Below are 14,066 nucleotides of genomic sequence, written 5' to 3' on the forward strand. Positions count from 1 at the left end.
GTCACTCCTCCGTGGGCTCCAGCAGCTGCCGGGCCTCCGCCCGCCGGGACCGGACCGTCTCGTCGGCCGGGTCGGCGCCCTCGTAGGCGTCCAGCACCGCACGCGCGCGTGCCGTCGCCGCGGCCGGACGGCTGAGGTCGGCCTCCAGCCAGCCCGCGGCCAGCTCCGCCGCGGTACGGCTGTGCAGCCCGTCCTCGCCCAGCACGGCGAACACCGAGATCGCCGCGGCCATCTCCGCGAGCGCCGCCTCGAACGCCTCCTGGATCGCCGGGTCGTCGGCGTCCTCCGGCACGGACCGTGCCAGCAGGTCGCCGAACTGCCGGTGCGTGTGACCGAGTTCACCGGCGAGCCGCTCCGCCGCGGCCGGGTCGTCGACGGCCTCCAGCGCCGCCTCGCACTCCCGGACCGCGTCCGCCATCAGCGCCCGCGCGCCCTCCGGCCCCGCCTCGGTCCGCAGCGCCAGCCACGCGCGGGCCCGCAGCGAACGCACCAGGAAGTGCACATTGCCCATCGCCCGCCACAACTCGCCCGCGCGCGTGTACGCCTGGTCCGCCTCGGCGGGCAGCCCCGCGTTGCCCAGCGACTCGGCGGCCAGGTGGGCGAGGGTGGCGTGGTCGTGCTGCTCGGGCCAGTGCCGGGCGATCTCGGCGGCCTGCAACCGACGTTCGGCCGCCGCGTGGTGCTCGCCCAGCTCGCTCAGACAGTCCCCGAGCCACCACTGGGTCTGGACCACCGCGCCGTCGCCGTGTGTCTCGGCGCTCAGGTCGGGCAGCGCCGACTCCAGCACCTCGGCGGCCTCCGCGAACCGCCCCTGCCGCAGCAGGAAGCCGCCCAGCTGGTGCCGGGCCCACGCGCCCAGCGTGCCGCTCTCCCCGGCCTCGTCGGCCCAGTGCGCGGCCTCCAGGGCGTGCTCGGCGGCCTCCTCGGCCGCCCCCCGCCCGCCGACGACCTCGGCGAGCTGGAGATGCAGCTGCGCCCGCCCCACCGGCTCCACGTGCGGCCCGCCGTGCTCCAGCGCCGCGCGCAGCGCCCGCTCCGCCTCGGCCAGATCGCCCTGCTCGTGGGCGAGCCCGGCCACCCGCACCTCGTACTCGACCGCGAACCACGGCAGCTCCGCGCCGACGAACTGCGCCGACGCCTGCCGGAACAGCTCGCCCGCCCGCTCCCCGTCCCCGGCGTGCTCGGCCAGTTCGGCGAGCATCGCCCGCCCCTCGGCCGCCCGGGACACCAGCCGTACGTCGGACCCGCCGCGCCCGCCGACCAGCGCCAGCAGCTCCCGTACCGCCTGCTCGGCGTCCCCCGCGCCCGACGACCGCTCGTGCACCTGACGCATCAGGATCCGCGCCCGGCTCATGAGCACGGACGCCGTCTGCCGTACGCCCGTCGCGTCGTCGGCGTACAGGGCGAGGATCCGGTCGTACGGATCGTCGATCGCGGCCAGCGCCTCGTCCAGCTCCCCCGACAGCGCGCGTACGTACGCGGCACGCGCGTGTGCCGCGATCGCCTCGCCCTCGTCGCCCGCCTCCGCGTACAGCTCCGCCGCCCGCTCGAACAGCGCGACACCCTCGGGGCCGCGCCCCATCGCCGTGTGGTCGGCGATCTCCGCGCGGACGTACGTGTCCACCTCGGTCTCCTCGGCGGCCCGCGCGACCGCCGCCCAGGCCTCCAGGGCGTGCGGCTGGAGGGTGTCCGACAGCCGGCGCGCCTCGGCCAGGAGTGCGGGCAGCGACGGCTGCTCCCGCTGCTCCGACTGCTCCGGCGCGGGCGCCGCGGCGAGGGGCGCGCGGGGTCCGGCGGGCGCCGTCCGTACCGCCCGCACGCCCAGCGGCAGCCGGTCCACCAGCGGCCGCTGCGCCATCCGCTCGCGCAACTGGTCGCCGACATACGGGGTGCCGTTGCGGGCGTCGAACCGCGCGGCCAGCTCCAGAGCCTCCGCGCGCGCGTGCCCGGCGAGTTCCCTGGCGGTCCACTCCCGCCCGGCCGGCCCCGGCACCCGCTGTCCGCCGAGCTCCAGCTCGGTCAGCCGGTCCATCAGCAGCGCCACCACCGCCAGGAACTCCATCCGGCTGCGCGGCTGCCCGGTGTCCGTGAAATAGGCGGGACGTTCCGCCAGCAGCTCCAGACCGCGCGCCTCGTTGCCGGTCAGCGCGCAGAACTCGACGTGGTCCGCGTAGGCGCCCCGCATGCTCTCCATGGGGCGGACGAGCCGGAAACCACGCAGATGGTGGGCGCGGGCCTCGTCGACGCGGCCGAGCCGCAGCAGCGGGGCCAGGGAGGAGGCCAGCACCGTGTGCGGCTCGTGGGCGCAGCTGTACTCGCCCTCCAGCACCGGCCCCCACACCTCCAGGGCCTGCGCGTCCCGGCCGTTCCTCAGCTGCCAGCCGCCCTGCCCGTGCAGCTCGCACGCGTGACAGTCGGCCATCCGGTCCCGGTCCGCCGCCAGCCAGGCCGCGTACGCCCGCTCCGCGCGCGGGAGGTCACCGATGTGCCCGGCCACGCTGAACTCGGCGCTGCGCACCGCCCGCTCGGAGTGCCCGGCCAGCCGGTAGCGGTGCTCCATCTCGCCCAGCCACTTCTCGATCGAGGCGAGCGGGATGTGCGGCTGGTCGAGCATGCCGGCCGACATCCACTTGAAGACCCAGTGCAGCGAATGCGTCTCGTACTCGTCGAAGTCCTCGGGCCGCTCGTCCCACATCCGCAGCAGCCGCGCGAACGGGACGAACATCTTGTCCTTCTCGGAGCTGTAGTTGTAGACCCTCAGCTGGTGCCCGAGCGCCTCGATCACGGCGAGCGGGATGCTCAGCTTCTCGGCCGCCACCAGCAACTGCTCCGCGCGCGCGTTGCGGGCCGGCCCCTCCGGCTCCTCGGAGTTCTCCGCCATCGCCCGGCGCAGCGAGTCGAAGTCAGCAATCTCCATCAGTGATCGCCTTCCCCATGAGTGGCCCATTCCAGGAGGCCGATGAACGAGCGGTTGAGCAGCGCCGAGTCGGCCGGACGCAGCGGGCGCTGGGCCATCAGCAGCGCCTGACCGTAGAGCGACTCGGTGGCGGTGCCGATCAGCTCCGGGTCCTTGAGGGCACTGATCCGCCGGATCAGCGGGTTGAGGTGGTTGAGCACCAGCCGGGCGCGGGGCGCGCTGCCGCGCAGCGAGCCCAGGATGCCCGCCCACAGGTCGTCGGCCTGCTCCTCGGCCTCCGCGCGGGCCTGCTCGTGACGGGCGGCGCGGTCGTCGAGGTGGAGGACGGGGACCGAAAGAGGGTGGAAGGCGCGCAGCACGATGTCACATTGCAGTGGGTCGAGCTTCGCCCGCGCCACCCCCAGGAACCCCGCCACCGCCAGCTCCTCCGCCGGATCCACCGCGTCCAGATGCGCGGTCACGGTGTCCGCGTCGAGCTCCGCGACCACCGTCCCGGGCCGTACCGACGGCAGCGCCTCGACCAGCTCGCTGTCGTACGTGTAACCGCCGTTGATCACACCGACGCCCTGCGCGGAGGCGATCGGCGCGACCTGCCGGTACTCCTCGACCGTCCGGGTGAAGTGCACCACCGGATGCCGCTGCGCGAACTCCTCCAGCGAAAGCTGCCCGTCCGTCGTCTCGAAGGGCAGCCACGGCAGCATGGTCCGCAGCATCTCCTTGTCGTGCCGCGCCAGCGACTTCACCCCGAGGTGATGCACGGACAGGAAAGCGGCGAGGCGCTCCGGATCACCGGCCGCCAGACCGGTCAGCCACGACCGGATCCTTTCGCCGAGCGCCTCCCGTACGGCGGCCAGCGTCTCGTCCTCGTACAGCGACTCGCGCGAGGCGGTCGGCCGCAGACTGTCAGTGTCCAGGACACAGCGCACGAAGAACGCCCAGTCCGGCAGCAGCTGTTCGGCTCGCTCGGTGAGCAGCATGCCCTTGAGGTGCACGCGATGCGTGGCCCGCTGCGCCGGACTCACCGCCGACGGCAGCACGTACGCCACCCCCCGGATCCCGGCCAGCGGCACGTCCAGGGCGATCGAGTCCAACGGCGTGAACCCGAACAGCTCGTGACAGTGCCGCGCCAGCGCCACCCGCCGAGTGCTGGGGGAGGGGTACGGCCGGTCCCAGGGCGCCGGCAGATCGGTGACCGCCTCGTCACCCACCCGCACGTCGTACGGGAGCAGCGACCCGAAGTCCCGCGCCAGCGCGAGCACCCGCCGCTCGTCCAGCCACTCCGCCGCACCCGCCCGCGCCACGAGGTACACGGTGGTCCCGGGCTCGGGCCGGGCCTCGGGCGCCAAGGTCCGTACGGTGTACGACCCGTCGTCCCGGGCCGTCCACTCCACGGGCGGCGCGTCCGGCGTCCTGGCGCTGCGGCTGACCACCCGGATCCGCTCGGCGACCACGAAACAGGCCAGCAGCCCGATGCCGAACTGGCCCAGGAAGTCGGAGCGGGCCTCCTGCAGGCCGTCTCCCCGCTTGGAGCTGCGCCCGATCGTGGCAAGCAGGTTGTGCACGTCCGACTCGGTGAGCCCGACGCCGCTGTCCTCCACCCGAAGCGCGCTGCCGTCCGCGTACAGCCGCACCCGCGCCGGGGCGTCGGGCTGCTCGGCCCGTCTCGCGGTGATCGCGTCCACGGCGTTCTGCAGCAGCTCGCGCAGGTAGACCTTGGGGCTGGAGTACAGGTGATGGGAGAGCAGGTCCACCAGACCACGCAGGTCGACCTGGAACGAATGAGGTGGCTGTGATGCCTGGGATGACTGTGAGGTCTGGGAGTCCATCGTCGCTGCGCCGGAGGGGGGAAGACGTGGTCGGCGCGGGGTCGGGCGGTCCCTGGTGGGGTGGTGACCGCGGAAGGATGGCCGGAGCGCGCCATCCTATGACTCAAAACGACCGTCTGACCAGGGGTTTCCCGAACCGTATCCGGCATTGTCGGTGGCGTGGTGTGCAATGGATCTCGTGCCCGCACTGGAAGAACCACTGAAAAAAGTGCTCGGCCCAGCCACCGCCAAGGTGATGGCCGAGCATCTCGGCCTGCACACCGTCGGCGACCTCCTGCACCACTACCCCCGCAGATACGAGGAGCGCGGCCAGCTCACCCACCTCGCCGACCTGCCCATGGACGAGCACGTGACGGTGGTCGCCATGGTCGCCGACGCCCGCCTGCACACGTTCGCCTCCGCCAAGGCGCCCCGCGGCAAGGGACAGCGCCTGGAGGTCACGATCACCGACGGCAGTGGCCGGCTCCAACTGGTCTTCTTCGGCAACGGCGTGCACAAGCCCCACAAGGAACTCCTGCCCGGCACCCGCGCGATGTTCGCCGGCAAGGTCTCGGTCTTCAACCGCCGCCTGCAACTGGCCCACCCGGCCTACGAGCTGCTGCGCGGTGACGACCCGGCCGAATCCGTGGAGACCTGGGCGGGAGCCCTGATCCCGCTCTACCCGGCCACCGCCAAGCTGGAGTCCTGGAAGATCGGCAAGGCGGTCCAGACAGTCCTGCCCAGCGTCCAGGAGGCCCTGGACCCCCTTCCCCCGACCCTCCGCGAAGGCCGCGGCCTGGTCTCCCTCCCGGAAGCCCTCCTCAAGATCCACCGCCCGCACACCAAGGCGGACATCGCGGCCGCCCGTGACCGCCTCAAGTGGGACGAGGCCTTCGTCCTCCAGGTCGCCCTGGCCCGCCGCCGCCACACGGACGCCCTGCTCCCGGCGGTGGCCCGCAGACCGGCCCCCGACGGCCTCCTGACGGCCTTCGACGACCGCCTCCCCTTCACCCTCACGGACGGCCAGCGGAAGGTCTCGAAGGAGATCTTCGACGACCTGGCGACGGAGCACCCGATGCACCGCCTCCTGCAGGGCGAGGTCGGCAGCGGCAAGACAATGGTCGCCCTGCGCGCGATGCTCGCGGTCGTCGACGCGGGCGGCCAGGCGGCGATGCTCGCCCCCACCGAGGTCCTGGCCCAGCAGCACCACCGCTCGGTCACCGAGATGATGGGCGAGCTGGCGGAGGGCGGCATGCTCGGCGGCGCGGACCACGCCACCAAGGTCGTCCTCCTCACCGGCTCGATGGGCACGGCGGCCCGCCGTCAGGCGATGCTCGACCTGGTCACCGGCGAGGCCGGCATCGTCATCGGCACCCACGCCCTGATCGAGGACAAGGTCCAGTTCCACGACCTCGGCCTGGTCGTGGTCGACGAACAGCACCGCTTCGGCGTCGAGCAGCGGGACGCCCTGCGCGGCAAGGGCAAGCAGCCGCCCCACCTCCTCGTCATGACGGCGACCCCCATTCCGCGCACGGTCGCGATGACGGTCTTCGGCGACCTGGAGACCTCCGTCCTGGACCAGCTCCCGGCCGGCCGCTCCCCGATCGCCACCCATGTCGTGCCCGCCGCCGACAAGCCCCACTTCCTGGCCCGCGCCTGGGAACGGGTCAGGGAGGAAGTCGGGAACGGCCACCAGGCGTACGTCGTCTGCCCCCGCATCGGCGACGAGGAGGACGACCCCAAGAAGGCGAAGAAGTCCGCCGAGGACGAGGCGGAGAAGCGCCCCCCGCTCGCGGTCCTGGACGTGGCCGACCACCTCGCCACGGGCCCCCTGAACGGCCTCACGGTCGAGGTCCTGCACGGCCGTATGCACCCCGACGACAAGGACGCCGTGATGCGCCGCTTCACGGCGGGGGAGACCGACGTCCTGGTCGCCACCACGGTCATCGAGGTCGGCGTGAACGTCCCGAACGCCACCGCCATGGTGATCATGGATGCCGACCGCTTCGGTGTCTCCCAGCTCCACCAGCTGCGCGGCCGGGTGGGCCGGGGCTCGGCGCCCGGCCTCTGCCTCCTCGTCACGGAGATGCCGGAGGCGAGCCCGGCCCGCCAGCGCCTGACGGCGGTCGCCTCGACCCTGGACGGCTTCGAGCTTTCGAGGATCGACCTGGAGCAGCGCAGAGAAGGCGACGTCCTCGGCCAGGCCCAGTCCGGCGCCCGCTCCAGCCTCCGCGTCCTGGCGGTCATCGAGGACGAGGAGATCATCGCGGAGGCGCGGGAGGAGGCGACGGCACTGGTGGCCCGAGACCCCGAGCTGACCGACCTCCCGGGCCTGCGAACGGCCCTGGACGCCCTCTTGGACGAGGAGAGAGAGCAGTACTTGGAAAAGGGCTAGAGGTGAGAAACCCAGGGGCGCGGGGAACTGCGCGACGAGCCAGAGCGGACCCGTGGCCGCTGTCGCACACCAGGCACCCACCCCCATGGGCCTGCCAAACTGAACCGTAAAGCCGCCCTCGAAGAAGGACCCCCCATGACCCGCGTGATCGCCGGCCAGGCAGGTGGACGGCGCCTCTCCGTGCCGCCCGGCACCGGCACCCGCCCCACCTCCGACCGCGCACGCGAAGGCCTCTTCTCCACCTGGCAGTCCCTCCTCGGCGGCCCCCTGGACGGCGAACGCGTCCTCGACCTCTACGCCGGCTCGGGCGCCGTAGGCCTGGAAGCCCTGTCGCGCGGCGCCGCCCACACCCTCCTCGTCGAAGCCGACCCCAGAGCGTCCCGCGTCGTACGTGAAAACGTGAAGAACCTGGGCCTCCCCGGCGCCGAAGTCAGGGCGGGCAAAGCCGAGCAGATCATCCAGAACCCCGCGCCGGCGCAGCCGTACGACATCGTCTTCCTCGACCCCCCGTACGCGGTCACAGATCACGATCTTCGGGAGATTCTCCTCACACTCCGCTCGGGAGGCTGGCTCGCGCCCGATGCGCTCGTCACCGTGGAGCGCAGCACCAGAGGCGGCACATTCGGCTGGCCGGACGGCTTCGAGGCCCTCCGGTCCCGTCGCTACGGCGAGGGAACGTTTTGGTACGGTCGCGCCGCCTCTACGTGCGAAGACGCACGATGACCGGACCGGAGAGCGAGGGATCACTAGTGCGCCGCGCCGTCTGTCCCGGGTCGTTCGACCCGATCACCAACGGACACCTCGACATCATTGCCCGTGCGTCCCGTCTCTACGACGAGGTCTACGTCGCGGTGATGATCAACAAGTCCAAGAAGGGCCTGTTCGAGATCGATGAGCGGATCGAGCTGATCCGCACGGTCACCGCCGAGTACGGCAACGTCCGGGTCGAGGCGTTCCACGGCCTCCTCGTCGACTTCTGCAAGCAGCGCGACATCCCGGCCATCGTCAAGGGCCTGCGGGCCGTCAGCGACTTCGACTACGAGCTGCAGATGGCCCAGATGAACAACGGCCTGTCGGGTGTCGAGACGCTTTTCGTGCCGACCAACCCGACCTACAGTTTCCTCTCCTCCTCGTTGGTCAAGGAGGTGGCCCAGTGGGGCGGCGACATCGCCCACCTGGTTCCGCCGGCCGTTCTGGAGGCCCTCAACAAGCGTCTCGGTAAGGACTGATGGGGCTACAGTCGTCCCGTCCGTCTCCAACCCAGCTGTAGAGAGTGGCGAGCACAGGTGGACGTGCAGAAGAAGCTCGACGAGATCGTGAGCGCGGTCTCCGGCGCCCGGTCCATGCCCATGTCGGCGTCGTGCGTGGTCAACCGCGCCGAGCTGCTCGCGATGCTCGAAGAGCTGCGCCAGGCGCTGCCCGGCTCGCTCGCGCAGGCCCAGGAGCTGATCGGCGACCGGGACCAGATGGTCGAGCAGGCTCGCATGGAGGCCGAGCGGATCATCGAGACCGCGCACGCCGAGCGCGGCTCGCTGATCTCCGACACCGAGGTGGCCCGCCGCTCCCAGGCCGAGGCCGACCGGATCCTCGCCGAGGCCCGCCAGGAGGCGGAGGAGGTCCGCGCCGACGCGGACGACTACGTCGACTCCAAGCTCGCCAACTTCGAGGTCGTCCTCACCAAGACCCTCGGCTCGGTCGGCCGCGGCCGCGAGAAGCTGCTCGGCACCGGCCCCGGCCTGGACGAGCAGGGCTACGAGGACGAGGACGCCCCCGAGCGCAGCCACGACCCGGAGACCCTGCGCCGGGACGCCGACGCGTACGTCGACGTCAAGCTCGGCGCCTTCGAGGCGGTCCTCGCCAAGACCCTGGAAGCGGTCGGCAAGGGCCGCGCCAAACTGCACGGCCGGATCGCCTCCGACGCCCTCGGCGCCCTCGCCGACGACAACACGACCTTCCAGCACTCCAGCGACGCCGACTACCTGGCCGACCTCGCGGCCCTCGCCGACCAGGACGAACGGGCGGCGCAGGCGGCCCAGGCCGAGCAGCCCGCCGCCCAGCCCGTGCGGCAGCCGCAGTACGACGAGCAGCCCATGCAGCAGCCCGTGGCGCAGGATCCGTACGGCTATCCCCAGCAGCAGCCCGTCTACGCGCAGCAGGACGCGTACGGCTACCAGCAGGACCCCTACGGCTACCAGCAGGCCGATCCGTACGCCGCCGCCTACCAGGGCTACGACACCGGCCAGCAGCCCGTCTACGACCCCCAGCAGCAGCAGCAGCCGGCGGCGCAGCACCAGCAGCACCAGTCGTACGCCCTCGACGAGACCAGCCTCTTCGACACCGGCATGATCACGCCGGAGCAGCTGCGGGCCTACGAACAGGGCCGGGGCCTGTAGGAACCGGGTGGAAGGCGGCGGGAGACCGGCGGATTGGGCCGACAGCGAAAGGTCCAGTATCCTGGCTCTTCGGTCGCGTCTACGTCCGCGATCCACGCTGCCCGGAGGCATCTCCGGACGGCATCCCTCTGAACTCGAAGATCGAAAGCAGGAATGGCTCCTCACGCGCGCCTCGACCACCGCAACCCGTTCGTGTTCGACACACACGAGCTGGGGCGCCGTCCTGGTGCGCTGCAGCGCCTGACCCGCACGATCGACGCTCCCGAGGACTTCGGGATCAAGGGGGTCATCGGAGTGCCGCAGGGCGCCCCGGTGGAGCTCGAACTCCGGCTTGAGTCGGTCATGGAAGGTGTGCTCGTCACAGGCACCGCCCGTGCACAGGCCGAGGGGGAGTGCGTAAGGTGTCTGGAGCCGGTCGGGCAGGAGCTCGAAGCGGACTTCCAGGAGCTGTTCTCGTACCCTGACGCCGACGACCGGGGCCGCGTGATCGCGGAACCGGGCGACGACGCCGAGGACGACGAGGACAGGTTCTTCATCGAGGACGGCCTGTTCGACCTCGAACCCGTGCTGCGTGATGCGGTGGTGCTCGCACTGCCGATGCAGCCGGTGTGCCAGGACGACTGTCTGGGCCTGTGCTCCGAGTGCGGAGCCCGGCTCACGGACGACCCGGACCACCACCATGACGCCGTCGACATCCGTTGGGCGGCTTTGCAGGGACTCGCCGGTTCCATCAAGGACGGCGAGAAGGACGAGATGAGCGGCGCTGACGCGGAAGCGGGCGTCGACGAGAAGCAGGAGAAGTAGCCGTGGCTGTTCCGAAGCGGAAGATGTCGCGCAGCAACACGCGCCACCGCCGGTCGCAGTGGAAGGCTGCGGTCCCCACCCTGGTTGCGTGCGAGCGCTGCCACGAGCCCAAGCTGCAGCACATCGCGTGCCCGTCTTGCGGCACCTACAACAAGCGCCAGGTCCTCGAAGTCTGAGCGGCCAGGTGAGAGGCACTGTGTCCAGTCCAAAGAAGGGCGATGAGCCCAAGGCGGACCCAACCGCCAAGAAGAAGGCGGACAGCACGGCCTCGTCCCACACGCTTCTGGAAGGGCGGCTCGGCTACAAGCTTGAGTCCGCCCTTCTGGTGCGTGCGCTGACCCACCGTTCCTTCGCGTACGAGAACGGCGGTCTGCCGACGAACGAGCGGCTGGAGTTCCTCGGTGACTCCGTCCTCGGCCTCGTCGTCACGGACACGCTGTACAACACCCACCCCGACCTGCCCGAGGGCCAGCTGGCCAAGCTCCGGGCCGCGGTGGTGAACTCGCGTGCGCTCGCGGAGGTGGGCCGCGGTCTCGACCTGGGCTCCTTCATCCGGCTCGGCCGCGGTGAAGAGGGCACGGGCGGCCGGGACAAGGCGTCCATCCTCGCCGACACCCTGGAAGCGGTGATCGGCGCGGTCTATCTCGACCAGGGCCTCGACTCGGCGTCCGAGCTGGTGCACCGGCTCTTCGACCCGCTGATCGAGAAGTCCTCGAACCTCGGAGCCGGCCTGGACTGGAAGACCAGTCTCCAGGAGCTCACCGCGACGGAGGGCCTCGGCGTGCCCGAGTACCTGGTCACGGAGACCGGCCCCGACCACGAGAAGACCTTCACTGCTGCCGCCCGCGTCGGAGGCGTCTCGTACGGCACCGGCACCGGCCGCAGCAAGAAGGAGGCGGAGCAGCAGGCCGCCGAGTCCGCCTGGCGCGCCATCCGCGCCGCGGCGGACGAGCGTGCCGAGGCCGCGGCAGCCGCACAGGCCGCCGAGGCCGAGGCCGAGGAGGACGACGGCCCGTCGTCGTCCGCCGCCTCCGCCTGACGAACAGCGCAGCCCGAGCGCCCGCACCCGGTAGTCGAAGGGGGCGGGCGCTCGGAGTCTTCCATGGTCTTCCCGGGAGTCCCGATGCCTGAATTGCCCGAGGTGGAGGTCGTACGGCGCGGCCTGGAGCGGTGGGTCGCCCATCGCGTCGTGGCCGAGGCCGAGGTCCGGCACCCGCGTGCCGTACGACGGCACCTGGCCGGCGCCGACGACTTCGCGCACCGGCTGAAGGGCCACCGCATCGGCACCCCGAGCCGGCGCGGCAAGTACCTGTGGCTGCCGTTGGAGGACACCGACCAGTCGATCCTCGCGCACCTCGGCATGAGCGGCCAGCTGCTGGTCCAGCCGCACGAGGCGCCTGAGGAGAAGCACCTGCGCATCCGCGTCCGGTTCGCCGACGGCCTGGGTACGGAACTCCGCTTCGTCGACCAACGCACCTTCGGCGGACTGTCGTTGCACGACAACACCCTCGACGGACTGCCCGACGTCATCGCGCACATCGCGCGTGACCCGCTCGACCCGCTGTTCGACGACGAGGCCTTCCACCAGGCGCTGCGCCGGAAGCGGTCCACCATCAAGAGGGCGCTGCTGGACCAGTCGTTGATCAGCGGAGTCGGCAACATCTACGCGGACGAGGCACTTTGGCGCGCCCGCGTCCACTACGAGCGGCCGACCGCCGGCTTCACCCGCCCGCGCACCGCCGAACTCCTCGGCCATGTACGGGACGTGATGAACGCGGCGCTGGCGGTCGGCGGCACCAGCTTCGACAGCCTGTACGTCAACGTCAACGGCGAGTCGGGGTACTTCGACCGCTCACTGGACGCCTACGGCCGGGAGGGGCTGCCCTGCCGGCGATGCGGCACGCCGATGCGCAGGCGGCCCTGGATGAACCGGTCCAGCTACTTCTGCCCGACGTGTCAGCGGGCGCCGCGCGTCTCGTCGTAACGCTCCCGGGCGACCAGCACCTCGTCCATCCGGCTCTCCACGAGGTGGACGACGGACAGCAGGCGTTCGGCGACCGCGTGGCCGAGCGGGGTGAGTTCGTAGTCGACGCGCGGCGGGTTGGTCGGCTGCGCCTCGCGATGCACCAGGCCGTCGCGCTCCAGGGCCTGGAGCGTCTGGGAGAGCATCTTCTCGCTGACGCCGTCGACGCGCCGGCGCAGCTCGTTGAACCGGAACGACCCCTCGTGCAGCGCGCTCAGGGTGAGCCCGCCCCAGCGGCCCATGACGTGCTCAAGGGTGGTGCGGGAGGGACAGGCCCGGGCGAAGACGTCGTACGGAGGCTGCGGCTCCACGACGCCGTCCTGGGTGGTGGTCATGCGTCAAGCGTACGGGAGCACAGCGCTAACCGACAGTGTGCGCTAACTGCTGGTTAGCGCACCCCTGGTGGCTAGTAGCCGAAGTCCTGCGTCCACCACGGCCCGCCCTCGCCGAAGTGCACCCCGACCCCGAGGGTCTTGAAGTCGCAGTTCAGGATGTTGGCGCGGTGGCCCGCGCTGTTCATCCAGGCGTCCATGACGGCCTGGGCGGTGGCCTGGCCGCGGGCTATGTTCTCGCCGCCGAGGTTGGATATGCCGGCCGCCGCGGCCCGGTCCCACGGCGTCTTGCCGTCCGGGTCGGTGTGGTCGAAGAAGTCCCGCGCGGCCATGTCGTCACTGAACGCCTCGGCCAGCCCGGTCAGTGAGGAGTTCGCCGACAGCGCGCTGCAGCCGACCTTGGCCCGCTCCACGTTCACCAGCTTCAGCACCTCGGCCTCGACGACGGCCGCCTCGGAGGAGGTGATCGGCGCGGCGGTCTTCACCGGCGCCTTGGTGGCGGTCCTGCTCGGGGTGGCCGTCGGCTTCTTGGACGGCGTGGCGGTGGGCGTCGGCTTCTCGGTCGCCGTCTTCGTCGGGGTGGGTGACGCGGAGGCGGACGCGGAGGCGGACTTCGAGGCGGAGGCCGTCGGCGTGGGCGAGGCGGAGCGCTGGGTGTCCCGGCTGGTCGACGAGCCGGTGCCGCGGCTCTCCGCGCTGCCGGAGGCGCCGCCCTGCTCGGTGGCCGAGTTGCTGGGCGCGCCGTCGGCCTGCACCCGCTCGCCGCCGGTCGTGCTGCTGCCGCCGCCGAGCTTGTAGTTCTCCAGGCCCGGCACCACACCGGTGGCCACCGCGACCGTGCCGATGGCGACGGCGGCGGAGACCCCGAGCAGCCCGGTGGCCACGGGCCGCCCGGCCTTCTTCCGGCGCCGGCGCCCACCGCCCGAGGGGGAGCCGCCGGCCGGGGTGAACTCCTCGGCCGGGAAGTCGGCGGGGTTCATGAAGCGGGCGTAGTCGCCGTCGGTCTCGAACAGGTAGGCCGAGCTACGCGCGTTGGTGTCGGCGTACTCCTCCTGGCGCAGGTAGGCCGCCGTGCCCGTGCCGTAGCGGAGGCCCGCGTACGAGTCCTGCGGGTCGTGGCCGCCCGTGTACGAGCCGTTGTTCTCCGTGGTCCCCGTGGCGCGGCTCGTGGCGGCGCGGCCGGCGGCGTGGCGTCGGTGGCGTCCCATGTCCTTGCCCTCTTCCCTCGTCCTCGCGGTCGGGGTCGACCAGGGGCCGGTGTGGCCAATGACTCCTTCTGGTCAACCAGACTCACTCGATCGAGTGAGTTTCATATGAGATTCGTTGGGTGGGGACGGTACCCCATACCGCTGAGGGAGGAAGTGCCCAGTGGGACATTGGCCGGTTAGGTTGCACCC

General features: G+C 71.6%; 12 protein-coding genes. 8 read left to right on the forward strand and 4 right to left on the reverse strand.

The genetic code is table 11. The features are described from left to right. Position 1 precedes the first annotated feature (1 nt). Positions 2-2,920, reverse strand: a complete 2,919-nt coding sequence (locus OHB00_RS35665; protein WP_406446136.1) for a tetratricopeptide repeat protein — start codon at positions 2,918-2,920, stop codon at positions 2-4. Beyond that, on the reverse strand, positions 2,917-4,743 hold the full coding sequence (locus OHB00_RS35670) for an HSP90 family protein (RefSeq protein ID WP_406441003.1): 1,827 nt from the start codon (positions 4,741-4,743) through the stop codon (positions 2,917-2,919). The genes OHB00_RS35665 and OHB00_RS35670 overlap by 4 nt, the downstream gene beginning before the upstream one ends. A 169-nt stretch (positions 4,744-4,912) precedes the next feature. Between OHB00_RS35670 and recG the strand changes: the two genes are divergently transcribed. From recG to mutM, 8 genes are all read left to right on the forward strand, one after another. Continuing rightward, positions 4,913-7,117, forward strand: coding sequence for an ATP-dependent DNA helicase RecG (gene recG / locus OHB00_RS35675; protein WP_406441005.1), 2,205 nt, complete (start codon positions 4,913-4,915; stop codon positions 7,115-7,117). A gap of 135 nt (positions 7,118-7,252) precedes the next feature. Continuing rightward, positions 7,253-7,840, forward strand: coding sequence for a 16S rRNA (guanine(966)-N(2))-methyltransferase RsmD (gene rsmD, locus OHB00_RS35680; protein ID WP_406441007.1), 588 nt, complete (start codon positions 7,253-7,255; stop codon positions 7,838-7,840). Positions 7,841-7,866: 26 nt separating this feature from the next. After that, positions 7,867-8,346 carry a pantetheine-phosphate adenylyltransferase gene (coaD, locus tag OHB00_RS35685; RefSeq protein ID WP_406446138.1) on the forward strand — a complete coding sequence of 160 codons (480 nt, stop codon included), beginning with the start codon at positions 7,867-7,869 and terminating at the stop codon, positions 8,344-8,346. Between the two features lie 57 nt (positions 8,347-8,403). Beyond that, on the forward strand, positions 8,404-9,510 hold the full coding sequence (locus OHB00_RS35690; protein WP_406441009.1) for a cell division initiation protein: 1,107 nt from the start codon (positions 8,404-8,406) through the stop codon (positions 9,508-9,510). A 153-nt stretch (positions 9,511-9,663) separates the two neighbouring features. Further along, positions 9,664-10,314 (forward strand): YceD family protein, encoded by a 651-nt coding sequence (locus OHB00_RS35695; RefSeq protein ID WP_406441011.1) that lies wholly within the window; start codon positions 9,664-9,666, stop codon positions 10,312-10,314. Positions 10,315-10,316: 2 nt separating this feature from the next. Then, the gene (gene rpmF, locus OHB00_RS35700) at positions 10,317-10,490 is read left to right on the forward strand and encodes a 50S ribosomal protein L32 (RefSeq protein ID WP_007493396.1); all 174 of its coding nucleotides are present in this window, start codon (positions 10,317-10,319) and stop codon (positions 10,488-10,490) included. Positions 10,491-10,498: 8 nt separating this feature from the next. After that, a complete protein-coding gene (rnc, locus tag OHB00_RS35705) occupies positions 10,499-11,353 on the forward strand; it encodes a ribonuclease III (RefSeq protein WP_406441013.1) in 855 nt (284 codons plus the stop codon). Between the two features lie 84 nt (positions 11,354-11,437). Beyond that, entirely contained in the window at positions 11,438-12,298 is an 861-nt protein-coding gene (mutM, locus tag OHB00_RS35710; RefSeq protein WP_406441014.1) for a bifunctional DNA-formamidopyrimidine glycosylase/DNA-(apurinic or apyrimidinic site) lyase, read from the forward strand. Here mutM and OHB00_RS35715 read toward each other — a convergent pair. Next, complete coding sequence (locus OHB00_RS35715) at positions 12,271-12,672, reverse strand: winged helix-turn-helix transcriptional regulator (protein ID WP_406441015.1); 402 nt, start codon at positions 12,670-12,672, stop codon at positions 12,271-12,273. The genes mutM and OHB00_RS35715 overlap by 28 nt on opposite strands. A 71-nt stretch (positions 12,673-12,743) precedes the next feature. Further along, positions 12,744-13,877: a CAP domain-containing protein gene (locus tag OHB00_RS35720; RefSeq protein WP_406441017.1), complete on the reverse strand. Its 1,134-nt coding sequence runs from the start codon at positions 13,875-13,877 to the stop codon at positions 12,744-12,746. Between the last annotated feature and the right edge of the window lie 189 nt (positions 13,878-14,066).

It is taken from the genome of Streptomyces sp. NBC_00631, from assembly GCF_045206895.1.
GTDB lineage: Bacteria > Actinomycetota > Actinomycetes > Streptomycetales > Streptomycetaceae > Streptomyces.

Coding starts and splice junctions, on each gene's coding strand:
- rsmD (WP_406441007.1), top strand. CDS start 7,253: ATGACCCGCGTGATCGCCGGCCAGGCAGGTGGACGGCGCCTCTCCGTG.
- mutM (WP_406441014.1), top strand. CDS start 11,438: ATGCCTGAATTGCCCGAGGTGGAGGTCGTACGGCGCGGCCTGGAGCGG.
- OHB00_RS35720 (WP_406441017.1), bottom strand. CDS start 13,877: ATGGGACGCCACCGACGCCACGCCGCCGGCCGCGCCGCCACGAGCCGC.
- recG (WP_406441005.1), top strand. CDS start 4,913: ATGGATCTCGTGCCCGCACTGGAAGAACCACTGAAAAAAGTGCTCGGC.
- OHB00_RS35670 (WP_406441003.1), bottom strand. CDS start 4,743: ATGGACTCCCAGACCTCACAGTCATCCCAGGCATCACAGCCACCTCAT.
- OHB00_RS35695 (WP_406441011.1), top strand. CDS start 9,664: ATGGCTCCTCACGCGCGCCTCGACCACCGCAACCCGTTCGTGTTCGAC.
- OHB00_RS35715 (WP_406441015.1), bottom strand. CDS start 12,672: ATGACCACCACCCAGGACGGCGTCGTGGAGCCGCAGCCTCCGTACGAC.